We start from the raw sequence: 24,547 nt of genomic DNA, 5'->3' as shown, positions 1-24,547 counted from the left end.
CGCCCGACGTTCGTTAGGTTGAGGCAATGACGCTGATCGACACCATCGTGACCACGACCGACGGACTTGTCGGGGGTCTCAGGGGAAGACGCGCCCGACGCGGCACCATCAGCTGGAAGGGCATTCCGTTCGCGGCTCCGCCCGTCGGTGAGGGCCGTTTTCGCGACGCACAACCGGTGGCGCCGTGGCCGGGTGTTCGCGACTGCACGGCATTCGGCAACGCCGCCATCCAGGAGCGTCGATTCACGGCGACGGGTCCGGGGCGCTACGTACCGACCAGCGAAGATTGCCTGACGCTCAACGTCTTCTCTCCCGAGGAGCAGTCGTCGACGCCGCGCCCGGTGATGGTCTTCATCCACGGTGGCGCATACATCCTCGGCACCGCGGCGACGCCGCTGTACGACGGCGCGGCGCTCGCACGCGCGCAGGACGTCGTCGTCGTGACTGTGCAGTACCGCTTCGGGGCATTCGGAATGCTCGATTTAAGTGACTATTCGACGCCGGAACGCACCTTCGACGAGAACCCGGGACTGTCGGACATGCTCGCCGCGCTTCGCTGGGTACAGCGCAACATCGCGGCATTCGGCGGCGACCCGGACAACACGACGGTGTTCGGCGAGAGTGCGGGCGGATCGGCGGTCTTGACGCTGCTCGCGACGCCGGAAGCCAAGGGTTTGTTCGCGCGCGCGATCGCCGAGAGTCCCGCGCCCGAACTCGTCGTGAGCAAGCCGAGCGCGACAACGTTCGCCGACGAGTTCCTGCGCCTGCTGCGTGACCCGGAGCGTCGCACCGGAGACCCCGACGATGGCGAAGAGCCGATCGACCCCGTCACCGCGCGTGAACTCCTCGACGGCGCGAGCCCCGAGCAGATCTTCCGGGCGAGCAATCGGCTGATGCGCTTCGCCGCCAGGGCGCAGACCCCGGAACCGGTACCGTTCGCGCCCGTCGCGGGCAGCGCGCTGCTGCCGAAACTACCGGTCGACGCGGCGCGAGCAGGCGAAACACACCCGGTTCCGCTGATCGTCGGCGGTAACCGGGACGAGGGCAAACTCTTCGAGAAGCTGTGGAACATGCTTCCCGACGCCGAGCGCATGCTCCTGCGCGTCGAGGACGAGGGTGCCCGCGAGCAGATCTCCGCGCTCTATGCGGGTCCGGGCGAACGGCTGCGACTGTCGGCCGACGCGACCTTCTGGGCGCCAGCGGTGGCCTTTGCCGACGGGCACAGTCGCGTTGCGCCTACCTATACCTATCGCTACGACTTCTTCACCAAGGTGCTCGGCAAGCTCGGCGTCGGAGCGACGCACGCGACCGAACTGTTCGCGGTGTTCGGTGCCTACCGCTCGGCTCTCGGAGCGCCGCTGAGCGTCGGGGATTGGCGTGCCGTCGCCCGCGTCACCGCCGACGTGCAGTCGCGGTGGGGAACCTTCGCGCGCACCGGCGTCCCCGGCAACGACTGGCCGCGCTACTTCGAGGACGACCGCGAGGTCCTGGTCATCGACAGGACCGATCGCGTCGAAGCTGATCCCGACGGGGAACGCAGACTCGCCTGGCACCGGGGGACCGGAGTGATCGTCGGCGACGACCTGATCGAGTCAGAGTTCGACGCTGCTCGGGGGATCTGACGCCAGGTAGGTCAGCACCAGTGGGTTGAACAGGTGCGGTGACTCCAACGGGAGGATATGGGTGCCGGGGAGAACGGCGAGCCGACCGTTGGGCAGGGTCGCCGCGAGGTCGACGGAGTGCTCGATCCGAACGATGCCGCAGTCGGCCGCGATGACGAGGGTCGGGGCAGCCACCGCCGCGAAGTCGGTGCTCTCGAATTCCGGCTCGAAGCGCAGCATGGTGACCGTCTTGTCGAAGACGACGTCGGATTCCCTGCCGTCGTGTTGTCCGTCGTCGTGCAGAAAGCAGTCCCGAAGGCACGCGACGACCTTCTCGTCGCTCTCGTCGAGGCGGTCGGTCAGTGCTGAGACCGTGAGTCCGTGCCGGTTGACATAGCTACCCGTTGTCACGATCCGGGCCACGAGTTCGGGACGGCGTTGCGCGATCATCAGGGCGATGACGCCACCGTCGCTCCAGCCGACGATGTTCGCGGGGCCGCGCACGACATTCTCGAGGTAGGCGATGACCTGGTCGGCCATCGACGCGAAACTGTAGGGGCCGGGGCAGTCGGGGCTGTGGCCGTGACCGCTGCGCTCGGGTACGAACAGGCGAAGGCCCGCGTCGGTGAAGTCGCCGAACTGCGCACCCCAACTCGACGCCGACGAAAACGAGCCGTGCAGGAGCACGGTGGGCGGACCCATCGGGTCGCCACCTTGAAAATGCCACAGCAGATCCCCGTTGATGTCGATGTAGCTTCCACCGTCGGCGCGGTCGCCGACACTCGGTGATGCACTGCGGAAATGTGCGTCGATCATCCGCTCGATTCTCCGGCCAACCCTCCCAGGCGGCGACAACTGCCGTTGGACATGCGGCCCATGCTTCCAGAAGCCGTGGAGCCTGTGGACACGGAATGGACTCGAAACTGCAACGGCAGCACACATGCGGCAGGTCACCCGTCCCAACGCTGACACGCTGATGTGTGTTCGCTGACAGTCGCATCTGCACAGCATTAACCTCAAACGTGCAAGTGCTTCCGGCCAGACGCATTGAGGCGAGATCGGTGGAGTTCCCGTCACGGGGGATTGGGTGTGCAGAGTGGGCATGTGCCGTCGGATTGTTGTGATCGCCGCGGCACTGTGTGCAGTGCTGGCGTTATCCGGAGTCGGCGACGCGTTGGCAGCGCAGGGCGACACACCACCTCCGCTGGGACTGCGATCGATCGGGGCGGCTCCCGACATCACCTTTGCGGGCCAGCAGGCCCAAGTCAGCGTCTCGATTCCAGTGCCACAGAACCTGACGCCGGACAAATTGAGCGGATTCACCGACGTCCCGCCGTTCGTCACCGGCGGGACGGTCGACGTACTGCAGGGTGACCGGGTGATCTCGCGGACGCCGATCAATCCGGCACCGAACTCGCCGATCGAGTTGCCGCTGGCAGGTGTTCGTGTGACCCGCAACGCCGCCGACATCACGTTGCGGGCCTACCTCACCGTGAGCGGAATCTGCCAGTTCGACCCGGACAACGCGTTCCACATCCGCGACACGACGCTCTCCTTCACCGGGCGCGAGGCGATCCCCCGAAATGTCGCCGAATTCCTTCCCCCGATCCTGCGCAAACTCACGATCTTCGTCCCGCAGAACCCGACGAGTGCCGAGGCGTCGGCGGCCGTCGGTCTGGCGACGTCCGTCGCGTCGAACTACGGCACCGCCGACTTCGACATCGACGTCGCATCACTGGGTGCGGGCTCGCTCGTGCCGAGCGGTCAACCGGATTCGCTCGAACGTCAGATCGTGATCAGCAGCGCGGCGCCCGCCGGGCTGAGCGTCGAGAATCAGAACGGCGCGGCCTATCTGGTGATCGGCGGTCAGGCCAACGAGCTGACCAACCAGGCGCGGGCTCTGACGTCGAGTCTGTCGCCGATCGCGCAGAGTTCCTCCGCGGTCGCCGGTCCGCTGCACGACGCGCCGCAGCTGACTCCCGAGGTGCAGACGCTGGCCGATCTGGGCATCAACGATCAGATCGTCACGTCGTCGGCATGGCCGTCGATCACGCTCGGGATCGACCAGACGCGCCTTGGCAGGCCGTCGCAGGACATCCGTGTGCAACTCATCGGATCGGCGACACCGGCGGCGAACGGGTCGTCGCCGGTGGTATCGGTACGGCTGGGCGATCGCGTCATCGCGACGATCAAGACCGATGACTCGGGTGCGTTCAACCAGTGGGTCGACCTGCCAAACGATGCGTTGAGCAGGTACAACGGGCTGGTCGTCACGCTCGAACGTGGCGACGTCAAAGAGGGCTGCGGCAACGGGACCCGTGGGTCGCTGAGCGTCTCTGCGGCAGGCGAGATACGTAGCTCGCCCGCAGATCCGCCGATCCCCGCGGGGCTCGGATCGATGCCACAGTCACTGATGCCGCGCACGCAACTGGCATGGACCAAGGGCGACGTCCCCGACGTCGCGCGTGCGGTCTCGATCATGACGACTATGCAGCGGTTGTCCGCGGTGCCGCTCGGCGTCGACGTGGTCTCGATGTCCGACGCCGCGTCATCGACACAGCCTGCGGTGCTGATCGCCGCTGACGGACAGGGACTACCCGACGGCGTCGCGCTGCCGGTGACGCAGAAGTCGGGGACGGTCACCGTGCGCTCGTCGTCCGGCGCCGAATCGAAGGTGACGCTGAATCCGCAGGTGCAGTTCGGGTCGCTGCAGGTGACGCGGTCCGACGACCGCAGCATGCTGGTCGCGACCTCGACCAACGACGTCGGTGACCTCGACGATCTACTGCGCTGGTTCTCCGACAACGCCTCGAACGCGACGGGCGACGCCGCGCTGAAGATCTCGGGCCGCGATCCGATCACGGTCGACGCCGACGCGGGTGCCCACGACGAGACGTCGAACAGTCATCCGCTGGGGTGGCTCGTCGTCGTGGCGGTGATCCTGGGAGCGGTGATCCTGTTCCTGATCGTCGCCGCAGGACTCAAGCTGCTGCGGCGTCGACACACCGGTGACGACAGCGCGCGATGACCGTCACCGAGGCACCCGCGGACTCCTCCGGCGCGTCGTCGGAGGAATCGCGGAGTGCGGGTAGGTCGATTGTCTCGCGGCTGCTCCTCAGGTGGCTGCTGCTGGTCGCGGCGACGGTTGTCGCCTACTGGCACAACATCGGGCAGTGGTACCGCGAGATCTTCGTATACGAGTCGGATCTCAGCTACATCCTCGTGGTGCTGGTCCTTGTCGCCATGGCCGCGTACGGGGTCACGTTGCGCCGCCACGAGGAGCGGGCGATCCGCGATCGTCAGACCGACATCATCGTCGGTGTCATCGTGATGCTGCTGTCGTTCTGCTTCGACGGCGCGCTGACCAACCGGTTCACCGGTTCGCTGTATCTGCTGACGCACCTCGACATCCTCGGCCTGCTGACGTTCTTCTTCGGCGGTTCGATCCTGATGTTCGGGCTGCGGCCGACGATGCGCTACCACTGGGTGTGGCTGTTCGGACTGGTGACGTTTCCGATTGTGTACCGGGTCGCGTTGCTGAGTATCGGTGGCAACGAGGTGTCCGCGGGTCTGGTGATGACGGTGTTCGGGGCGATGGCCGCGGCGATCGCGATCGGTCGTGATCGACGGTCGGCCCTGATCGGCTTCGTCGCGGCGGTCGTGCTCGGGGTCGTGATCGTCGCGGTTGTCTACGTACTGCATCCCGACGCCCCGCTGTTCGCGTTTCAGGCACTCCCCGCGGTTGGCAGCGTCTTCGTCGTCGGGTTGATCGCGTACCTGCATCGCCGGCGGCACACGACGTCGCGTCCGTTCGACCGCCCGCTGTACGAGCCGGGCGTCGAGACGGTCAAGGCCGGCGCGATCGCCGTGCTCGTGGTCAGTGCTGTGATCACACTGCTGCTGCCGTTTCAGCGAGTGGTTGCTTCGCCGGTGACGACGATCGCGGGATTGTCGACCCAGGCTCCATTGGCGGTGCCACCCGAGTGGCGCCAGGATGGGCCGACGCTGCGCTACGACTTCGCCCACAACCTCTACGGACGCGGTGCGCAGTTGGCGCGACAGAACCTGATCCAGCAATCCGGGGATATTGCATTCGACAAGGAGGCCCGCCCGCGCAAGGTGGTCGTCGACTCGATCGAGACGCTTCACCCGCTGCAGTTCGACCTCTATCCGCAGATCTTCACCTACGACCTCTTCGGTGACCGCTTCTCGGACTCTGTCAATGTGATTCTGCCGCACGGCATCCCAGCAGTTCTCGAGGTGATCCTCGACGACAAGAGGTACCTCACCTACACCCTGCTCACCTGGCTATGGGGCAACGGTACGCACGCGCAGCAGGTGTCGGTGTGGTCGGTCGACAACCACGAGCCGAACGCCTACTTTCCCCAACCCGACCTGACGATCGCGTCTAATCTGCGTGCGCTGGTCGACATCACGTTGCGGGGCAACGCGGTGACCCGCGACGACCGCCCTGATTTCAAGGACCGACAGCTGGTACTCGACGCCGGGCGCGACATCGTCAACGAACAACTGTCCGGCGTACGGCGGGAGGATCAGCCATGACCGAATCCGCGTCGGAGCAACCGACATTCGCCTCGCCTACCACCAAAGAAGAAGTCGACGAACTGCTTTCGGACGAGAAGTACCGCACTGCAGCGCTCGACGATGCGATCAACCGGCTGCGTCGCGAAGATCCGATGATGACCGCGTCTGTCGCGTTCAGTCGGACGCAGAAGATCATCGGTGCCGTCGTGGTCGCCGTCATCGTCGTCGGATTCGTCTTCTGGCCGGTCGGTACCGCGGCGACGCTGGTGTCGATCGCGACGGTGATCTACATCGTCTCGCTCATCGAGCGGCTCAACACATTTCGGCTGGGCCTGGTCAACGGTGCGATCCGGATCTCCGACGAGGCGGCGCGTGCGATCGCCGACGACGACCTGCCGAAGTACACCGTGCTGGTTCCCGCATACGGTGAGCCGGAGGTCGTCGGACAGTTGATCGAGGCGATGGAGTCGTTCGAATACCCGCAGGAGAAGCTGCAGGTGTTGCTGCTGCTCGAGGAGGACGACGCCCCGACGATCGAGGCCGCTCACGCGGTCGACTCGTCGCCCATCATCACCTCGGTGCTCACACCGCCCGGCGATCCGCGGACCAAACCGAAAGCCTGCAACTACGGATTGCATTTCGCCACAGGCGATATCGTCACCATCTTCGACGCGGAGGATCACCCCGACCCGCTCCAGTTGCGCAGGGTGGTGGCTACGTTTCGTGAACTCGACGACGATTCCGTCATCTGCGTGCAGGGAAAGCTGAGCTTCTACAACGTCACCGATAACGTTCTCACGCAATGGTTCACCGCCGACTACGGCATCTGGTTCGGCTACCTGTTGCCGGGACTGATGGTCAGCAAGGCGACGATTCCGTTGGGCGGGACGTCGAATCACTTCCGCAAGGACATGCTCATCGAGCTCGGTGCGTGGGATCCGTTCAACGTCACCGAGGACGCCGATCTCGGGGTCCGCATCGCGGGCGAGGGTTACCGCACCGCTGTGCTCGACTCGGTCACGCTCGAAGAAGCAAATGTGGACGGGATCAACTGGATTCGTCAACGGTCGCGTTGGTACAAGGGCTACATGCAGACGTGGCTCGTGCACATGCGCAGGCCGCGGCGCCTCTTCCACTTCATGGGTCTGCTCGGGATGATTCGGTTCACCCTGCTGATCGCAGGCACTCCCTTCATCGCGTGTATGAACATGATCTTCTGGCTCATCCTGATCGTGTGGATCGCCGGGCAGCCGGCGTTCGTCGCGCAGCTCTTCCCCGGGCCGATCTACTACCTGTCGCTGATCTCGTTCGTCATCGGTAACAGCGCGGCGATCTACATGACGCTCGTCGCGAATCGGGAGGACGACCGTGGCGAACTGCTCTGGTCGGGGCTCATCGTCCCGTTCTACTGGGTGATGATGAGTATCGCGGCGATCAAGGGCATGTGGCAGTTGCTGTTTCGGCCGTCGTACTGGGAGAAGACGGCCCACGGGCTCACGTCCGACGCCAGTCCGTCTGACACGTCTGACGCTTCCGGTGCTTCTGACACGTCGGCTTCGTCGGGTACGGCTTCGTCGACGCAGGCGGCTCAATGACCCGTCGATCCGTCGCGCTGTGGCTCGTCGTGTGGCTGGCCTACCTGTCTTTCGGTGTGTACCTGGCAGTCGGCGTACATGCCTACTTCGGCGACTCGTTGGCGCGTGTGCAAGCAGCGCAGAGCGTGCTGTTCAGTCGGGATCCCCACTTGGCCGCAATAGGATTCATTTTCACGCCCCTGACCGCGCTGGTGCAGCTACCGCTCACCGCGCTGTCGGTGTGGTGGCCGCAGATGACGACCGATGCGTTGTCGGCCGCGATCATGTCTTCGGCGTTCATGGCAGGCGCCGTGGTGCAGGTGTCTGGGGTGGCGCGCGACCGCGCACTGCCTCCGGCGATGACCGTCATCGTGACGCTCGTGTTCGCGCTCAACCCCATGATCGTCCTGTACGGGGCCAACGGAATGAGCGAAGCGCCGTACATCTTCTTTCTCGCGTGGGCCGTCCGGCGATTGATCCGGTGGGTCGACACCGACGACGTACACGAATTGATCGTCGCCGGAATCGCTCTCGGCCTCGCCTACCTCACGAGATACGACGGCGCGGTCGCAGCATTTGTCGCAGGGTGCTTTGTGGCGTTCGTGACGTATCGACGTTCCGACAAGGCGGTCGGGCGAAGGCTGCGCGCGCAGCGGGCGCTGCTCGACGTCGTGCTCGTCGCGTCGCCGAGCCTGCTGGCGTTCATCGTCTGGGCAATCACGAGTTGGCTGATCACAGGCCAGGCGTTCGCGCAGTTCACCTCGCAGTACGGAAACACCGCGATCATCGATCAGTCGGGTGGCACGGGCAGCGCGACCGGCATTGAGGCACTGCGTTTCTCGATTACCGAACTACTCATCCTCGCGCCGCTGTACATCGTGCTGTTCGTTCTCGTCGCGTGGGTGCGTATTCGCCGACACCGGCTGTATCCGCTCGCGGTACCGGTCCTGATCATCGGTGCTGTTGTTGCGTTTCAGGTACTGAGCTACGTCCGCGGAACCACTTTCGGATTCTTGCGCTTCTACATGACGATCATCCTGTTGGCCGCGGTGACCGCGCTGCTCGCCACCCCGGCGCGCCGCATCGAACCGTATCGTCGACTCGGACCGCGAGCGTCACTGCCGCAAGTGAATCCGCGCGCGGGACGAGGGTGGCGCTACGGTGTGATCGGCACTGTCGCGGTCCTCGCATTCGTGGTGGGACTCCCCGTCACCGCCGCCGGCATGACGTCGCCGAAGTATGCGCCGCAGGAGTTCGCATACCGCTCTGTCGTTGCGCCCAAACCCGATTCGACGGAGAAGCGCTATCTCGACGAAGCCCGAGTGCTGCGGTCGTTCTCCACGGAGCGGGCGCTCGCGGAGTACCTCGACTCGCTGCATCTGCCGGACGGCAGCGTGCTCACCGACACCGTCTACGGATTCGCCGTCGTCGTGCAGTCCCGACATCCGAAGCAGTTCGTGATTCCGTCGGATCAGGACTTCGACCAGATATTGAACGAACCCGCTCGGTTCGGAGTGCGGTTTCTGCTCGCGGTGCCGCGAGCCGGCCGCGGGTCGTCGGACGCATTGAACATTCGATACCCCACGCTGTATGACAACGGCGATCAGATCTCAACACTCGTCCTCGAGGCCCGCAACCAGGGCGCCAACATGCCGAATTGGCGTGTGTACGAGGTGAATCCGCGGACGTCGTGAGGTCCGTGTCAGGAGATTTCGCGTGCAACGACCTGCCAGGCGGGGTCGTCGTAGCCGATGTCGAACGTGCAGTCGTCGAGCCGCGGGTCGGGGACGAATGCCCACAGCAGGGCGCCCGCGACCCCGACGGAGCGTAGCGACTCGTACTTGCTGATGAACCGACGTGCGCGAGTGTCGAGTGGTAGACACGACCCGGCCTCGATCCCGATCTCGTTGACCACCAACGGTTTACCGAGATTCCTTGCTTGGGTAAGGCGCGCAGGGAGGTTGCTGCCACCCGGTGCGATCGCGCCGCCCGCGCTGTAGTCGTGGTAGTCGAGAACGTCGAGGCCGTGGGATGCGGCGACGCGCGCGTAATCGCCTCCCGTGAGCCCACATTGGTCGCCCCCGACGAAGCCTGCGAAGATCGGGTGCTTGGAGTCGATGGCCCTGATGCGTTGGCCGATTTCGTCGAAGAACGTACGCAGAACCGCCGCGCCGTTGGCTGGACAGGTACGTGTCTGCCAGGCGCATCCCGTGGCTCCGCAGTTGCTCGCCTCGGGCTCTCCGACCGGCTCCCAGCCCGCGAGCGTCGGTTCGTCGTGCCAGCGTTTGATCGCAGTGGACAGCCAGTCGTCGAAGGTCATTGCTGCGGCGATTTCAGTTGTGCGCCAACCACTCTGGTACCAGGAACGCTCTTTGAACTTCTCGTTCTCGCACGCGCCGGAGCTTCCGGTCAGCACCGGCAGGATCATCTGGTTGTGCCGCTTGGCTGCGGCGAAGACGGCGTCGAGCCGTGAAAAGTTGCTTCTGCCGGTCTTCTTGTCGACGATGAACGCCGAGTAGAGGTTGAACCGCGTCAGCGCCCGCGGTGGGAGCTTGCCGAAGTACTCGTCGAGATCGACCTGGGCGCCGCATCCGACATTGATCGCCCAATCGGTGCCGAGCTGGTAGCTGTTGAAACCTGCGGGAAACCAGGTGCGTCCGTCGAGTGTGAGCCCGGTTTCTGTCGTCGCCACCCTGCCCGCGAAGTCGTGGTGCGCCGAGGGTGCCGCCGACTCGTCGTCGAGCGTTCTGGGAGCAGGTTGGCCGCACGCGGCGGCGATGACCATGACCAGCGCAGCGGTCACGACGGATCGGAGTGCGTGCCGGAAGGTCACGCATCGAACCCTACTCCGCCGACTACCGTCGAAGCGGTGAGAACATTCCGGACGACGCGCGCCACGGCGGTGCTCTCGTTGATGGTGGCGCTCGTCTCCGCGCTGACTGGCTGCGGCGCGGACTCGACGTCGAGCGCGCCGACGTCCGGGGCGGCGTCGAGTGTGTCGGGGTCTGGGGCCGAGTCGAGTGTGTCGGATGCTGCGTCTGGCTCCGGGGCGCCGTCCGGTACTGCGTCTGGGGCGCCGTCAGCGTCCCCAGTCCTCGATCCGGCGCACCCGCCGCCATACGTCGACCACGTCACGTGGGTGAGCACGGCCGTCGGGCCGAGTCTGCAGATCTATCCAACGCCCAACGGCCGCGCGAGCATCGCCGACGACGGCGCGCAGGTCGCCTGGCGCGAGGTGCTCGCGCTGGCCCCCGACGCCGACACCCCCGGCATGAACGCGCAGTTCGTGTGCCACTGGAACTTCGCCCGCGCCGTCGACCCGAACAAACCGAGCTGGAACATCGAACCGCAGCGACCCGTCGTCGACGACTCGACGATGATCGCCACCCGCTGCAACCCCGGCGCGCCGGAGGAGTGAGGCGCGGCGCGGGAAGTAGGGGAGGGTCGTCGAGCGGCGCAGAAAGTAGGGGAAGGAATCCTTCCTTGGGTTGTGTACGTTTCCTCGAGTTGTTGCTAGGGGAAGGGTGAACATCCCGCGGAAAGAATCCTTCCCCTACTTTCTGCCAGCGCCGCGGGCCGCAAGACCCGCTCCGACCACAGCCCAAACCCCTACCCCGCGGCGGCGATGGCGCGGCGGGTCGTGTGCTCGCGGCGCGCGCCGATCTGGCGGCAGATCACGTAGATGACGAATGAGATGGTCGTGACGAACACCGAGACCGGCAGCTTGGGGGCCAGCGAGAGGATCAGCCCGCCGACGGCGGCGACCTCGGCGAAGATCACCGACAGCACCATCATCAATGTGGGGTTGGCGGTCAGGCGGGCCGCGGCGGCGCCGGGGGTGATCATCAGCGACATCACCAGCAGTGCGCCGATGATCTGCACGCCCTGCGCGCATGCGAGGCCCATGAGGATCGCGAAGATGACCGACAGCGTGCGCATCGGAACGCCGTTCGCTTCCGCGACCCTCGGGTCCATCGACGCGAAGAGCAGCGGCCGGTAGATCACCGCGAGCACTGCGAGCACGACGACGGTGGTAACCGCGATCGCGGTCAGGCCCTGCACGCCGACGCTGACCACTTGCCCGGTCAGCAGCGCGAAGCCCGTGCCGATCCGACCGTAGAGCGCGAGAAACAGCACGCCGAGACCAAGCCCGAACGCCATCACCACGCCGATGACCGAATCACGTTCTCGCGCTTTGTTTCCCAGATAGCCGAACACTCCGGCGGCCACGACGGCGCCGATGATCCCGCCGATGTTCACGCTGATGCCGGCAAGCAGTGCGGCGGCGGCGCCGGTCACCGACAGTTCGCTTGCGCCGTGCACCGCGAACGACATCTGTCGCACGACGATCAGCGGCGCCAGTACGCCGCCGAGCAGTCCGAGTAGTGCCAGCGCGAGCATGGCCTGCAGCACGAAGTCGTAGTGCAGCAGATCCGCGGTCACCGAGAAGTCCCAGAAGTCGCTCCAGTGCACGTCGGCGGCAAGCACCGTGTGCCCGGCGGCGAGGTCGGTTGGGGTCGAGCTGATCGTCATGTCGCCGGAAGCCCCTCGGGAGCGGTGCAGTGGTGTGCGTCCTCTTCACCGCCGACGACGAGCAACCGACCGTTGACCCGCAACACCTCGACGTCGCTGCCGTACAACTCCGACAACGTCGCGGTGTTCATCACTTCCTCGGTGGTGCCGATGCGGAACCGGCCGCCGACCAGGTACAGCACGCGATCGACGTAGGGGAGTACGGGGTTGATCTCGTGCGTGACGAATACGACGGCTGTGCCGGCGTCGCGGCGTCGTTTGTCGATGAGTTCGACGACCCGCTCCTGGTTGGCCGGGTCGAGGCTGGCCAGCGGTTCGTCGCAGAGCAGCAGTTCGGGATTGGTGGTCAGTGCTTGGGCCACGCGCAGCCGCTGCTGCTCGCCGCCGGACAGCAGGCCGACGGGTGCGTCGGCGTATTCGGTCGCGTCGACCTCGGCGAGCGCGGCGTCGACCTTCGCTCTGCGCGCACGACGCCCGCGGATGCCGAGACCCCAGCGTGCGCCGTCGACTCCGAATCCGACGAGGTCGCGACCGCGGATCGCCATCGAGTCGGCGTCGTCTGCGTGCTGCTGCGGGATGTATCCGACCTGGTCGGTGACGGTCAGCTCACCCGCCGACAACGGGTACTGATGCAGCAGTGTGCGTAGAAATGACGTCTTGCCCGAGCCGTTGGGGCCGAGCACCGCGACGAACTCGCCGGGCATGATGTCGAGATCGAGATCATCCCAGAGCACCCGCTCACCGAAGGCGAGTCGGGCGTGCCGGAACGATGCGACGGGTTCGCGACCGTCGGGATCAGACCCGCTCACGCCGGCAGTGCCGAGGCGAGCGCAGCGATCTGCTTCTGCTGCCAGTCGATGTAGCTGTTCTGGCCCGCGGGCAGTGTCTCGGTGAACTCCACAACAGGAACGTTGGCAGACTTCGCGATCGACAGCAACGCTTCGGTGACCGCGTCGACGGCCTGGGTGTTGTAGATGAACACCTGCACCTCACGCTTGCGGAGCAGATCCTCCGTCGCGGCGCGGTCGGCGGCCGACGGCGACTGTCCCTCTTCGACGGCCGCGGTGAAGCCTTCCGGGGCAACATCGCGCAGGCCCGCCTCGGTGAGCAGATACGCCGCGAGCGGCTCGGTCTGCGCGACCTTCGTGCCGTCGTGGGCCTTCTTGATCTCGGCGAGCGATCCGCGCAGACCGTCGATCTTCTCGTTGAACGCCTTGGCGTTGTCGCGGTACGTGGCGGCGTTGGCCTCGTCCTTCGCGGCGAGGTCGTCGGCGAGTTCGGTGGCCACCTGGCCGACGACGGGCAGGTTGTAGAAGACGTGCTCGTTGGTCTCGCCGTGCGCGGAGTGGTCGGTGTCCTCGTGGTGGCCGGTCATCGTGTCGAAGGCGTTGATCACGGAGCCCTTGGCGTTCTGCGACGCCTTCTCCATGTACTCGTCGTAGTGTCCGCCGTTCATCAACACCACGTCGGCGTCGACGACCTTTGCCGAGTCGGCCGCGGACGGCTCGAACTCGTGCGGATCGCCGGTCGGATCGTTGAACAACACCGTCACCGACGCTTTGTCTCCCGCGACGGCCGACGCGACGGCACCCCACACGTTTGTCGAGGTCACGACGGTCGGCTTGCCGTCGGAACTGCCGGAGTTGTCGCCAGAACAACCGGCAAGAGTCAGCGCCCCGCCGACAGCAAGGGCCGTGGTTAGTGCCAGGACTGCGCGTTTCATCGTTCGCCTACCCGTTTCGCTAATGACAATCGTTACCGAAAGAAGTGTAGGTGATGATCGACGACGCCGCGCTGCGGGGTCGGTCCGCACGCAACGATGAGCGCGGCAGCGCCCGTCTACCTGCGTTGTTCGGGTGTGCTGAGGATCGTCGACCGTCGGACCTTCTCTACAGTGGAGTAATGAGTTTCAGGGGGCCGCGGCGAGTCGCGCTCGTCTCGGTACACACCTCTCCGCTGGCGCAACCCGGTACGGGCGACGCCGGCGGCATGAACGTGTACGTGTGGCAGACCGCGCAGCGCCTCGCCCGACGCGGCGTCGAGGTGGAGATCTTCACCAGAGCGACGTCGTCGTCGGATGCGCCCATCGTCGAGGCCGCGCCCGGCGTCACGGTGCGCAACGTTGTCGCGGGACCATTTGAAGGACTCGACAAACGCGATCTGCCGACGCAGTTGTGCGCGTTCACCGCCAGCGTGCTGCGGGCAGAGGCGCAGCAGCGCCCCGGCTACTACGACCTGATCCACTCGCACTACTGGTTGTCGGGGCAGGTCGGCTGGCTCGCGCGGGACCGCTGGGGGGTTCCGCTGGTGCACACCGCGCACACCCTTGCCGCTGTCAAGAATGCGTCACTTGCCGCGGGCGACACCGCGGAACCGATGCTGCGCGTGATCGGTGAACAGCAGGTTGTCGACGAGGCTGATCGTCTGGTCGCGAACACCGCGACCGAGGCGCATGAACTGGTCTCGATGTATCACGCCGATCCGGCGCGAATCGACATCGTCACGCCGGGAGCCGATCTCGATTGCTACACCCCTGGCTCGATGGAGCAGGCGCGCGCCGAACTCGGATTACCCTCTGAGGCAACGCTGTTGACGTTCGTCGGGCGTATCCAGCCGCTGAAGGCTCCCGACGTCTTGCTGCGCGCCGCGGCTCCGCTGATCGAACGGTCGCGGGGTGGGGATCGGCCCGTGCGGGTGCTCATCGTCGGCGGTCCGTCGGGTTCTGGTCTCGAAACACCTTCTGCGCTGGTTGATCTCGCCACGCAACTGGGTATCTCCGACGAGGTGATCTTCCTGTCGCCGCAGCCGTCCGCGAAGCTCGCGCAGGTGTATCGGGCGTCGGATGTGGTTGCGGTGCCCAGCTATTCGGAGTCGTTCGGCCTCGTCGCGATCGAAGCGCAGGCCTGCGGTACACCCGTGATCGCGGCGGATGTCGGTGGGCTGTCGGTCGCGGTCTCATCGGGACGCAGCGGCGTCCTGGTCAACGGCCACGCCATCGGCGACTGGACCAACGCGCTGGAGAAGATGATCGGTTCTCCGGACGAACTGGCCGCGATGCGTCGACACGCACGTGCGCACGCCGAGAACTTCTCCTGGGAACACACCGCAGATGCGTTGCAGGAGAGCTACTCCCGCGCGATGGCCTCGTTTGCCGCGGCGCCTGGCGCACGGGTGAGCCCGACCGGCGCCGCGCGGCGCGCGTCGAGACGGTGGCGGCGTCGTCATCGTGCGAATGTCTGATCCGAACATCCAACCGACCCAGCGTCGTCAGGAGTGATAGCGATGAGCCACATCGAGAATCTCGAACTGTTGGAGAAGTCGCTGACCGAGCGCGACATCCCCTACAGCCGAAAGAGCTCCGGCGGAGCACAGTCCGAACACGTCATCCTCGATCTGCCCGGAGAGAAGAAGCTCAAGACGACGGTCCTGCTGACCGCGGGTCCATACGGGGTGCGCGTCGAGGCGTTCGTCTGTCGTCACGCCGACGAGAATCACGAGGCGGTCTACCGCTATCTGCTCAAGCGTAATCGTCGGCTCTACGGTGTCGCCTACACCATCGACAACATCGGCGACATCTATCTGGTGGGTCGGATCTCGGTGGACGCGTTGACATCTGACGAGATCGACCGCGTGCTCGGACAGGTTCTCGAAGCCGCGGACGGCGACTTCAACACGCTCCTCGAGCTCGGGTTCGCGACGTCGATCCGCCGCGAATGGGCATGGCGTGTCTCGCGTGGAGAGTCGCTCCGCAATCTGCTCGCCTTCGAGCACCTCATCGACAAGGAATCGCTACCCGAGCCGGGGGAGCCGCTCGAAGGTCGCTACGAGCCCTCCTCGGTGGTCGACGCCGCGCAGGACGGTCCCGCGGGAGGCGCGCAGCTCGACGAGTGACGGTGCGCGAGCAGGCGGGATGCAGAGAGGGCCGTCACATCGTGGCAACAGCCGTTGGTAAGATCCTATTTGACTGATTTACCAACGGAGGTGCCATGAGCGTCAAGAGTCCCTACCCCGACGTCGAGATCCCGAATGTCAGCGTCTACGACTACCTGTTCGGCAGTATCGCCGACGACGATCTAGACCGCGTCGCGCTCGTCGACCCCAAGACCGACACGAAGACCACGTACCGCCAACTGATCGGCCAGATCAACGCCGCCGCAGGCGCTCTCGCGGCGCGCGGCATCGGCGTCGGCGATGTCGTCGGAATCCTGTCGCCGAACATTCCCGCGTTCGCCACCGTCTTCCACGGAGTGCTGCGCGCGGGTGCGACGGCCACGACGATCAACGCGCTGTTCACAGCACGTGAGATCGCCAAGCAGCTCACCGACTCCGGTGCCAAGATGCTCGTCACCATCTCGCCGATGGCTGCGCAGGCTCTCGAGGCCGCCAAAGAGGTCGGCATCGCCGACGACGCCGTCGTCATCCTCGACGGTGAGGGCGTCGAGGCGTCGAGCCATCCCAACGCCGCCGACCTGCTCGGCCCCAATCTGCCGGCGCCGGATGTCTCATTCGACCCGGCGACGCACGTCGCCGTCCTGCCCTACAGCTCGGGTACCACCGGAAACCCCAAGGGCGTCAAGCTTTCTCACACCAACCTCGTCGCCAACGTCGCGCAGATCGCCCCACTGCAGGGGATGGCGCGCGACGATGTGATCGTCGCGGTGCTTCCGTTCTTCCACATCTACGGCATGACCGTTCTGCTCAATGCCGCACTGCGCGCCCGCGCGAGCCTCGTCGTGATGGCCAAGTTCGATCTCGTCGAATTCTTGGAGAACATCCAGAATTACAAGGTCACCTACGCGTTCATCGCGCCGCCGGTCGCGGTGGCTCTCGCGAAGCATCCGATCATCGACAACTACGACCTCTCGTCGCTGCACACGATGCTCTCCGGTGCGGCGCCGCTCGACGACGAGCTCGGCAAGGCAGTCGCCAAGCGACTGAATCTGCACATGCTGCAGGGCTACGGCATGAGTGAGCTTTCGCCCGTCAGCCACCTCATCCCAGTCGACTCGCAGGCCGTGCTGGGGCTCGACGAGCCGCCGCTCTCGTCCGTCGGCTGGCCAATTCCGAACTCGGAGAACAAGGTCGTCGACCCGGCAACGGGTGAAGAGTTCACGGTGCCGAGCGAGGGCTTGTCCGAGCCCGGCGAACTGTGGGTCCGCGGACCCAACGTGATGCTCGGATACCTCAACAACGAGCAGGCCACCAACGACACCATCGACGCCGACGGCTTCCTCCACACCGGCGACATGGCCCAGCTCGACGCCGACGGGTCGGTCTACATCGTCGACCGCCTCAAGGAGCTCATCAAGTACAAGGGCTATCAGGTGCCGCCGGCCGAGCTCGAGGCGCTGCTGCTCACGCACCCGAAGATCGCCGACACGGCAGTCATCGGTGTCATCGAGGAGGAGTCCGGCGAGGAGATCCCGAAGGCTTTCGTCGTCAAGCAGTCCGATGTGGAGCTGACCGAAGCCGAGGTCATCGACTTCGTCGCCGCGAAGGTCGCGCCGCACAAGAAGGTGCGCGCCGTCGAGTTCATCGAGGTCGTCCCGAAGTCGGCTTCCGGCAAGATCCTGCGCAAGGATCTGCGCAAGTAGCCACCCAGATCGCAAGGCAGCGGGCCGCTTTCGGATACTTCCGAGGGCGGCCCGCTCTTGTCGGTGACCCGTCGACCCCGTGTGGAGGCTCGGGTGAAGCCCCCGTGCAAAGCCTCTGTATGGAAAACTGACCCCTATGAGCAACGGCACCCTGATTCTCATGCGGCACGGCGAGAGCGAATGGAACGCGTCCAACCAGTTCACCGGTTGGGTCGACGTCGCGCTGACCGACAAGGGTCGAGCGGAGGCGACGCGCGCGGGCGAGCTGCTCGTCGAGCACGATCTGTTGCCGGACGTCCTCTACACCTCGCTCCTGCGACGCGCGATCACCACCGCGAACATCGCGCTCGACGCCGCCGACCGGATCTGGATTCCGGTCGTCCGCGACTGGCGTCTCAATGAGCGTCACTACGGCGCTCTGCAGGGTCTCAACAAGGCCGACACCCTCGCGAAGTTCGGCGAGGAGCAGTTCATGCTGTGGCGCCGCTCCTACGACACCCCGCCGCCGCCGATCGAACCCGACTCGGAGTACAGCCAGACGAATGATCCCCGGTACGCCGACCTCCCCGAGGTTCCGCTGACCGAGTGCCTCAAGGACGTGGTCGAGCGACTCATCCCGTACTTCGAATCCGACATCGCCGCCGATCTCAAGGCGGGTAAGACGGTGCTCATCGCCGCGCACGGCAACTCGCTTCGCGCGCTGGTCAAGTACCTCGACGGCATCTCAGACGCCGACATCGCCGCGCTCAACATCCCGACCGGCAACCCGCTGCGCTACGACCTCGACGACAACCTCAAACCGCTCAACCCCGGCGGCACGTACCTCGATCCGGAGGCTGCTGCCGCAGGTGCTGCGGCCGTCGCGGCGCAGGGTAAGAAGTAGTCCGTAACCCAATTGTCACGGGCGGGTTGCTGTGACCGCGGTTACATTGGTTGCATGGCCGATTCTGGAACCCTGCGCATAGTCCACTCGGCACCGCAGGAGAGGTACGAGGCGATCCTCACCGATCCCGAGTCCGATCCGCGCGACGTCGAACCCACCGATCGGCTGGTCGGGTACCTGGACTACGTGTCGGAGCCCTACCAGGTGATTCTGACTCACACGGTGATCCTCGACGCCTACTCGGGACGCGGGTACGCCGGCCAGCTCGTTCGGACCGTCCTCGACGACATCCGGTCGCAGGGCAAGCAGGTTGTGCCGGTCTGCTCGTACGTTCGTCACTACATCGACCAGCACCCCGAGTACGCCGACCTGGTGGCGTCGGTCACCTCCTGAATCATGGAGTTCTCGCTGTCACGTAATGCGGGTGGAACGGTGCGTGAACAGCGGTCGAACTGTCCCGCACTGAGTGTTCCTGCAGTTTGGTGGGACGTAAGCTGACGTTGTGACCGGTGTATTCGTGGGCGGCGTAACAGTTGCCGTCGTCCTCGTGGCAGCCGTCCTCGTCGGATTCGCGCTCGGTCGTTTCTGGCGTCGTGACGCGATGTCACGCAGCGGGCTCGACAGCACCCGCGACGATCCGAACCACGCGATCAACGTTGCGGCCCCCGTCGTTCCCGAGATCGCCGACGATCAGCCCAGCTACTCGTTGACTCTCGCCGAGCGCCCGCGGGTGGTGCCCGAGAGCGCGGAGCTGCGCGAGACCGACGTACACGGCGTCACCGAGGACGGTCGGATGACCACCGCGGGACTGCTCGGACTGATCGTACGAAACTCCGACACCGCGGTCGCGGTCGTCGACCAGTTCCGCGACGTCGTCCTCTACAACCATCGCGCCGTCGAATTGGCTCTCGTGCGCGACAGGCTGCTCGACGATTCGGTATGGGAGGCGGCGAAAGAGGTTCTCGACACCGAGGCCGAGCGTCGTTTCGATTTCGAACCCCCCGCGTCGGCGTTGGGATTTCTCTCGACGGGACGTGCACGCGGCAAGACCGTCGAATCCGTGAGCTGTATTGCGCGGCTGGTCCGTGAGGGCGAGGAGCGCTACGCCGTTGTCTACGGCGCCGACGACACCGAGCACCTGCGCGTCGAGGCAACCCGCCGCGACTTCGTCGCCAATGTGTCGCACGAACTGAAGACGCCCGTCGGTGCCATCAGCCTGCTCACAGAGGCGCTGCTGGAGTCGTCGGACGACTCGGATTCGGTGCAGCACTTCGGTAATCGTGTGGTCGCCGAGGCCACGCGCATGGGCAACATGGTCACCGAACTGCTCGCACTATCGCGACTGCAGGAGGGCGAGACCGCCGACTTCTCACTCGTCGACATCGACACACTGATCGACGACGCGATCGAATCAGCCTGTGTGGCTGCCGAAGCGGCGTCGATCTCACTGCGCGCCGACGCCCCGGCCGGCCTGACGGTGCGCGGCGACCGGATGCTGTTGTTGACGGCACTGAACAATTTGATCGTCAATGCCATCTCCTACTCACCGCCGCACACAACCGTCTCGGTGAGCAGGCGGGTGACCCGCCACGACGGACGGCCGATGGTGGCGATCGCCGTGACCGATCGGGGCATCGGGATCGCGCCGGCCGATCAGCAACGAGTCTTCGAGCGCTTCTTCCGTGTCGACAAGGCGCGGTCACGCAGTACCGGCGGCACCGGCCTGGGGCTCGCAATCGTCAAACACGTCGCCGCCAATCATGGTGGAGTCATCTCGCTCTGGAGTAAGCCCGGCACGGGCTCGACGTTCACCCTGTGCATTCCGCAGGACATGAGCACCGAGATCGGTTGGGGCGACGACGACACCGACGTGGGCGGCACCGGAATAGCCGGTACCGAAATAATCGAACCTACGGCAGCTGTAGCCGTGGTCCAGGGCGAGACGGTTCCGTCTGCGCCACTCGCACGACCGAAGGAAACCGACAGGTGACTCACGTTCTGATCGTCGAGGACGAGGAATCGCTGGCCGATCCGCTGGCATTCCTGTTGCGCAAGGAGGGATTCGAGGCCACCGTCGTCAACGACGGCGCTGCGGCACTCGGCACCTTCGATCGCGTCAGCCCCGACATCGTTCTGCTCGATCTGATGCTGCCCGGCATGTCCGGCACGGAGATCTGCAAGTCGTTGCGCACGCGGTCGAGCGTGCCGGTGATCATGGTGACCGCGCGCGACAGCGAGATCGACAAGGTCGTCGGACTAGAACTCGGTGCCGACGACTACGTCACCAAGCCGTACTCGGCGCGCGAGCTCATCGCCCGTATCCGTGCCGTGCTGCGTCGCGGTGGCGACGGAATCGACGACGACCTGGCCATCGGCATTCTGGAGGCAGGTCCTGTCCGGATGGACGTCGAGCGCCACATTGTCGCCGTCAACGGACAGCAGATCACGTTGCCGCTCAAGGAGTTCGACCTCCTCGAGTACCTCCTGCGCAACTCGGGCCGAGTGCTCACCCGCGGTCAGCTCATCGACCGCGTGTGGGGTGCAGACTATGTCGGCGACACCAAGACTCTCGATGTCCACGTGAAGCGGCTGCGTTCGAAGATCGAGCCCGACCCGGCCAGCCCGAAGCACCTCGTGACGGTCCGCGGACTCGGCTACAAACTCGAGCCCTGACTGCTCGACTCCCGGCTGTCCGGGTCGTGACTGCTGGAGTTCTGACCCGGCCCGAGCGTGGCCTGAGCCACCTGGTCGCCGCCTGATCGTTTTGCCGTGTACATCGCCGTGTCCGCCGACGCGACCAGTTCGAACACGTCGCTGGTCGGGGTGCCGGTGGCGACGCCGACGCTCGCCGACACGCCGAGATCGGTATCCTGGCTGATTGTCTGCAGGACGCGGGCGGCGAGGCGCTCCGCATCGGTCTTCGTTGCACGCAACACCATGGCGAATTCGTCGCCGCCCAGTCTGACGATCAGTGTGGGCGCACCCGGGAGCTGGCAACGTCGGAGAACATCGGCTACTGCGACGAGGACGTCGTCGCCTCGCTGGTGCCCGTAGATGTCGTTGACGGCCTTGAAGTTGTCGAGATCGACCGCGACGACCGTCCACGGGGTCGAGTCGGGTGATTCGATCTCGGCCTTCGCGACCTCCTGTCGAAGGCCGCGCCTGTTCAGCAATCCGGTCAGCGAGTCGACCGCCGACGCGTCAGCACTGGACCGGAACATGCTGTAGGCGATGCGCAGGAACGGCAGGACAAGCGCTGTCAGCAACAGGGCGATCAAGCCTTTGCTCATCGCGACCGGAAGCCATTGCAGGCCTTGAACAAAACCGCTTGCGACCACGGCAGTGACCACCACGGTGACCGCGAAGACGATATGGCAGATATTGGCTGCGGTGCTGTGGAAGAAGGCGATGTAGGCCCCTGTTGCCGCGAACAGCGGTGTCGCGGCAACGCCGAGCACGAGGTTGTGATGAGCGAAACATGCTGTCGCGACACCGATGTCGGCTGCGGCGATCAATACCAAGGATTCGAGATGCGACGGCCAGCGCCCGAAAAGCCACCGTGCCGCCCAGCAGATGCCGGCGACGGCCAGACCCGCCATCACGAGGTTGCCATACGGCCACAGCACGCCTGGGGGAGCGAGGGCGGCGAGCATCGCAGTCACCCCGATGGTGGCGCCGTCGATCGCTACCAGCCACCTGCTCCAGCGGAGCAGGCCGCGCGCGACGAGGTAGGACACCAGCCACTCGTACTCGTCTGCCTTCAGCAACTGCCGAGCTGTATTTGGTATCCCAAATCGCATGCTCGGTAGTGTGCCCGATCAGCGGCGACTACGCGGCGGTTAACCCAGTTCCTCGTACTTGATGTCGGTCGTCCGGCGCGTGGTCGCCGCGGCTGTCGCCGGATGGACCGCGACGATCCCGAGGCCGTTGCGGCGTCGGCACGCCCGAGCCAACTCGTCGTATGCGGGTTTGCCGAGGAGTTCGGTCAGTTCCGGGGCGTAGGACTCGAAGACCTGCGTCGCGCCGACGTGGGCGTCGGGCGAACCCGAGCAGTACCACTTGAGGTCGTGTCCGCCCTCGCCCCAGCCGCGACGGTCGAACTCGGTGATCGTGGTCTTGAGGACCTGCGTCCCGTCGGGGCGCTCCACCCAGTCCTGCTCGCGCCGGATCGGAAGTTGCCAGCACACATCGGGTTTCACGCTCCACGGCTCGATGCCCTTGCGCAGCGCCATCGCGTGCAGTGCACATCCGGGTCCGCGGTCGAAACCGGGACGATTGAGAAAGATGCACGCGCCCTTGTGAGTTCGCGTCTTGAGTGCGGGCTCGTCGTCGAGGTCTCCCTCTTCGAGATACCCCTTCTTGCCGAGGGGATCTTTGCCGGATCCCTTCTCGTAGAACTGCCAGTCGTCGGGAGTGAGCATGGCGACGCTCTTCGCGAGATGCTTCCGGTCGTCCTTGTCGGTCAGGTAGGCGCCGTGGCTGCAGCAGCCGTCATCGGGTCGGCCGTCGATGATCCCCTGGCACGCCGGTGTTCCGAAGACACACGTCCAGTGCGACAACAGCCAGGTCAGGTCGGCGTTGATGAGGTGTTCTGGGTCCGCGGGATCGAAGAACTCATACCATTCGCGCGCGAAGTCGAGTGGTACCTCGGGAGCCGGCGAGATCTGTGCGGACGGGGTGGGGCTTGGCACGCGTTCACGGTAGTCGTATCGGCAGCGAGGCGTCTGATCGCGCCCGTGTGTTTCGCCACCCACGCAACATGGCGAATCGTCGAAGCACTACCGTGTATGCGTGCGTTTAGGAGTGCTCGACGTGGGCAGCAATACTGTCCACCTGCTCGTCGTCGATGCCCATCGCGGCGGCCATCCGACACCGATGAGCTCAACCAAGTCGGTTCTGCGGCTCGCCGAACAGATCGACGAGAAGGGCAGGCTCACCGAGCGCGGTGCCCGATCGCTGATCGACTCGGTCGACGAGTTCACCCACATCGCCGCCACGTCGGGGTGCGAGCAGACGATGGCGTTCGCGACGTCTGCGGTGCGCGATGCGACCAATTCCGAAGAAGTGCTCGACCGCGTCGAAGCGAAGACCGGTGTCCGAGTGACCGTGTTGAGCGGTCGCGACGAGGCGCGGCTGACCTCGCTGGCCGTGCGGCGCTGGTACGGCTGGAGCGCCGGGCGCATCCTCGCGCTCGACATCGGAGGTGGATCGCTCGAGATCTCCAACGGCGTCGACGAGGAACCCGACGTCGCGTTGAGCCTGCCGCTGGGCGCGGGCAGGTTGACCCGCGAGTGGCTGCCCGACGATCCGCCGGACCGTCGACGTATCGGCGTGCTGCGTGACTGGCTCGACGCCGAGCTCAGAGACCCCGCGCGCGAACTGCGTGCCGCGGGCAAACCCGACATCGCGGTTGCGACGTCGAAGACGTTCCGCTCGCTCGCGCGTCTGACCGGCGCGGCGCCGTCGGGAGCCGGGTTGCGGGTCAAGCGTCAACTCACCGCGAGCGGGCTGCGCCAGTTGATCGCCTTCATCTCACGGATGACCCGCGACGACCGCGCAGAACTCGAGGGCGTCAGCGCCGATCGTGCTGGTCAACTCGTTGCGGGCGCGCTCGTCGCGGAGGCGGCGATGCGGGCGCTGTCGGTCGATACACTGGAGATCTGTCCGTGGGCGTTGCGCGAGGGCGTGATCCTGCGTCGTCTCGACACCGAGCTGGCGGACAACCAAGAACAGATCGGGACGACCCCCACTGAAGCGACCCGCACAGGGTCGGCGGGTTCGACACCGGCAACCCAGGGCCTGCGCTAGGCGGCCTGA

Annotated in this window: 21 protein-coding genes; 14 read left to right on the top strand and 7 right to left on the bottom strand. The window is 65.5% G+C overall.

Annotated features, from left to right (window positions below):
• Nucleotides 1–26: 26 nt before the first annotated feature.
• Entirely contained in the window at nt 27–1,622 is a 1,596-nt protein-coding gene (locus tag RND64_RS18505; RefSeq protein WP_331436256.1) for a carboxylesterase/lipase family protein, read from the top strand.
• On the opposite strand, the gene RND64_RS18500 is transcribed toward RND64_RS18505, so the two are convergent.
• Nucleotides 1,593–2,417, bottom strand: coding sequence for an alpha/beta fold hydrolase (locus tag RND64_RS18500; protein ID WP_270484205.1), 825 nt, complete (start codon nt 2,415–2,417; stop codon nt 1,593–1,595). The genes RND64_RS18505 and RND64_RS18500 overlap by 30 nt on opposite strands.
• 286 nt (nt 2,418–2,703) lie before the next feature.
• Here RND64_RS18500 and RND64_RS18495 point away from each other — a divergent pair, with 286 nt between their 5' ends.
• Genes RND64_RS18495 through RND64_RS18480 form a run of 4 tightly spaced genes read left to right on the top strand, consistent with a single transcriptional unit; the run spans nt 2,704 to nt 9,414 of the window.
• Nucleotides 2,704–4,629, top strand: coding sequence for a hypothetical protein (locus RND64_RS18495; RefSeq protein ID WP_270484202.1), 1,926 nt, complete (start codon nt 2,704–2,706; stop codon nt 4,627–4,629).
• Nucleotides 4,626–6,164, top strand: coding sequence for a hypothetical protein (locus RND64_RS18490; protein ID WP_270484199.1), 1,539 nt, complete (start codon nt 4,626–4,628; stop codon nt 6,162–6,164). The genes RND64_RS18495 and RND64_RS18490 overlap by 4 nt, the downstream gene beginning before the upstream one ends.
• On the top strand, nt 6,161–7,741 hold the full coding sequence (locus tag RND64_RS18485) for a glycosyltransferase (protein WP_270484198.1): 1,581 nt from the start codon (nt 6,161–6,163) through the stop codon (nt 7,739–7,741). The genes RND64_RS18490 and RND64_RS18485 overlap by 4 nt, the downstream gene beginning before the upstream one ends.
• The gene (locus tag RND64_RS18480; RefSeq protein ID WP_270484195.1) at nt 7,738–9,414 is read left to right on the top strand and encodes an ArnT family glycosyltransferase; all 1,677 of its coding nucleotides are present in this window, start codon (nt 7,738–7,740) and stop codon (nt 9,412–9,414) included. The genes RND64_RS18485 and RND64_RS18480 overlap by 4 nt, the downstream gene beginning before the upstream one ends.
• Nucleotides 9,415–9,422: 8 nt before the next feature.
• Here RND64_RS18480 and RND64_RS18475 read toward each other — a convergent pair whose 3' ends face one another.
• Nucleotides 9,423–10,553, bottom strand: a complete 1,131-nt coding sequence (locus RND64_RS18475; protein WP_331436255.1) for a beta-mannosidase — start codon at nt 10,551–10,553, stop codon at nt 9,423–9,425.
• A 36-nt stretch (nt 10,554–10,589) separates the two neighbouring features.
• On the opposite strand from RND64_RS18475, the gene RND64_RS18470 reads away from it, so the two are divergent.
• On the top strand, nt 10,590–11,138 hold the full coding sequence (locus RND64_RS18470) for a DUF2599 domain-containing protein (RefSeq protein ID WP_416259123.1): 549 nt from the start codon (nt 10,590–10,592) through the stop codon (nt 11,136–11,138).
• Between the two features lie 191 nt (nt 11,139–11,329).
• Here RND64_RS18470 and RND64_RS18465 read toward each other — a convergent pair whose 3' ends face one another.
• The 3 genes from RND64_RS18465 to RND64_RS18455 are packed head-to-tail and all read right to left on the bottom strand — an operon-like array spanning nt 11,330 to nt 13,976.
• Nucleotides 11,330–12,253 (bottom strand): metal ABC transporter permease, encoded by a 924-nt coding sequence (locus RND64_RS18465; protein ID WP_270484192.1) that lies wholly within the window; start codon nt 12,251–12,253, stop codon nt 11,330–11,332.
• Complete coding sequence (locus RND64_RS18460; RefSeq protein ID WP_049699857.1) at nt 12,250–13,062, bottom strand: metal ABC transporter ATP-binding protein; 813 nt, start codon at nt 13,060–13,062, stop codon at nt 12,250–12,252. Before RND64_RS18460 ends, RND64_RS18465 begins: the two co-directional genes overlap by 4 nt.
• Nucleotides 13,059–13,976: a metal ABC transporter solute-binding protein, Zn/Mn family gene (locus tag RND64_RS18455; RefSeq protein WP_270484189.1), complete on the bottom strand. Its 918-nt coding sequence runs from the start codon at nt 13,974–13,976 to the stop codon at nt 13,059–13,061. Before RND64_RS18455 ends, RND64_RS18460 begins: the two co-directional genes overlap by 4 nt.
• 179 nt (nt 13,977–14,155) lie before the next feature.
• On the opposite strand from RND64_RS18455, the gene mshA reads away from it, so the two are divergent.
• The 7 genes from mshA to RND64_RS18420 all read left to right on the top strand — a co-directional run bounded on the left by mshA (nt 14,156) and on the right by RND64_RS18420 (nt 21,403).
• Complete coding sequence (gene mshA, locus RND64_RS18450) at nt 14,156–15,493, top strand: D-inositol-3-phosphate glycosyltransferase (RefSeq protein ID WP_049699854.1); 1,338 nt, start codon at nt 14,156–14,158, stop codon at nt 15,491–15,493.
• A gap of 42 nt (nt 15,494–15,535) precedes the next feature.
• The gene (locus tag RND64_RS18445; RefSeq protein ID WP_049699853.1) at nt 15,536–16,144 is read left to right on the top strand and encodes a YbjN domain-containing protein; all 609 of its coding nucleotides are present in this window, start codon (nt 15,536–15,538) and stop codon (nt 16,142–16,144) included.
• 95 nt (nt 16,145–16,239) lie between these two features.
• Complete coding sequence (locus tag RND64_RS18440; RefSeq protein WP_270484183.1) at nt 16,240–17,847, top strand: AMP-binding protein; 1,608 nt, start codon at nt 16,240–16,242, stop codon at nt 17,845–17,847.
• Nucleotides 17,848–17,983: 136 nt separating this feature from the next.
• Entirely contained in the window at nt 17,984–18,730 is a 747-nt protein-coding gene (locus RND64_RS18435) for a phosphoglyceromutase (RefSeq protein WP_049699851.1), read from the top strand.
• Nucleotides 18,731–18,784: 54 nt separating this feature from the next.
• Complete coding sequence (locus tag RND64_RS18430; protein WP_049699850.1) at nt 18,785–19,123, top strand: GNAT family N-acetyltransferase; 339 nt, start codon at nt 18,785–18,787, stop codon at nt 19,121–19,123.
• 109 nt (nt 19,124–19,232) lie between these two features.
• Nucleotides 19,233–20,720, top strand: coding sequence for a sensor histidine kinase (locus RND64_RS18425; RefSeq protein WP_331436254.1), 1,488 nt, complete (start codon nt 19,233–19,235; stop codon nt 20,718–20,720).
• Complete coding sequence (locus RND64_RS18420; protein WP_049699848.1) at nt 20,717–21,403, top strand: response regulator transcription factor; 687 nt, start codon at nt 20,717–20,719, stop codon at nt 21,401–21,403. The genes RND64_RS18425 and RND64_RS18420 overlap by 4 nt, the downstream gene beginning before the upstream one ends.
• Here the strand turns inward: RND64_RS18420 and RND64_RS18415 are convergent.
• Together RND64_RS18415 and RND64_RS18410 are read right to left on the bottom strand one after the other, a co-directional pair.
• Entirely contained in the window at nt 21,385–22,497 is a 1,113-nt protein-coding gene (locus tag RND64_RS18415; protein ID WP_331436253.1) for a GGDEF domain-containing protein, read from the bottom strand. The two genes, RND64_RS18420 and RND64_RS18415, sit on opposite strands and share 19 nt — an antisense overlap.
• Nucleotides 22,498–22,569: 72 nt before the next feature.
• Nucleotides 22,570–23,394 (bottom strand): hypothetical protein, encoded by an 825-nt coding sequence (locus RND64_RS18410; protein WP_416259124.1) that lies wholly within the window; start codon nt 23,392–23,394, stop codon nt 22,570–22,572.
• 127 nt (nt 23,395–23,521) lie between these two features.
• Between RND64_RS18410 and RND64_RS18405 the strand changes: the two genes are divergently transcribed.
• Nucleotides 23,522–24,538, top strand: coding sequence for a Ppx/GppA phosphatase family protein (locus RND64_RS18405; protein WP_049699846.1), 1,017 nt, complete (start codon nt 23,522–23,524; stop codon nt 24,536–24,538).
• Nucleotides 24,539–24,547 lie beyond the last annotated feature (9 nt).

The sequence above is a fragment of the Gordonia sp. w5E2 genome (assembly GCF_036540975.1).
Taxonomy (GTDB): domain Bacteria; phylum Actinomycetota; class Actinomycetes; order Mycobacteriales; family Mycobacteriaceae; genus Gordonia; species Gordonia jacobaea.
The sequence above is the reverse complement of the archived record's forward strand: the minus strand, read 5'-3'. Positions and strand labels throughout refer to the sequence as shown.

Coding starts and splice junctions, on each gene's coding strand:
- RND64_RS18495 (WP_270484202.1), top strand. CDS start 2,704: ATGTGCCGTCGGATTGTTGTGATCGCCGCGGCACTGTGTGCAGTGCTG.
- RND64_RS18485 (WP_270484198.1), top strand. CDS start 6,161: ATGACCGAATCCGCGTCGGAGCAACCGACATTCGCCTCGCCTACCACC.
- RND64_RS18505 (WP_331436256.1), top strand. CDS start 27: ATGACGCTGATCGACACCATCGTGACCACGACCGACGGACTTGTCGGG.
- mshA (WP_049699854.1), top strand. CDS start 14,156: ATGAGTTTCAGGGGGCCGCGGCGAGTCGCGCTCGTCTCGGTACACACC.
- RND64_RS18430 (WP_049699850.1), top strand. CDS start 18,785: ATGGCCGATTCTGGAACCCTGCGCATAGTCCACTCGGCACCGCAGGAG.
- RND64_RS18490 (WP_270484199.1), top strand. CDS start 4,626: ATGACCGTCACCGAGGCACCCGCGGACTCCTCCGGCGCGTCGTCGGAG.
- RND64_RS18440 (WP_270484183.1), top strand. CDS start 16,240: ATGAGCGTCAAGAGTCCCTACCCCGACGTCGAGATCCCGAATGTCAGC.
- RND64_RS18455 (WP_270484189.1), bottom strand. CDS start 13,976: ATGAAACGCGCAGTCCTGGCACTAACCACGGCCCTTGCTGTCGGCGGG.
- RND64_RS18435 (WP_049699851.1), top strand. CDS start 17,984: ATGAGCAACGGCACCCTGATTCTCATGCGGCACGGCGAGAGCGAATGG.
- RND64_RS18445 (WP_049699853.1), top strand. CDS start 15,536: ATGAGCCACATCGAGAATCTCGAACTGTTGGAGAAGTCGCTGACCGAG.
- RND64_RS18500 (WP_270484205.1), bottom strand. CDS start 2,417: ATGATCGACGCACATTTCCGCAGTGCATCACCGAGTGTCGGCGACCGC.
- RND64_RS18465 (WP_270484192.1), bottom strand. CDS start 12,253: ATGACGATCAGCTCGACCCCAACCGACCTCGCCGCCGGGCACACGGTG.
- RND64_RS18480 (WP_270484195.1), top strand. CDS start 7,738: ATGACCCGTCGATCCGTCGCGCTGTGGCTCGTCGTGTGGCTGGCCTAC.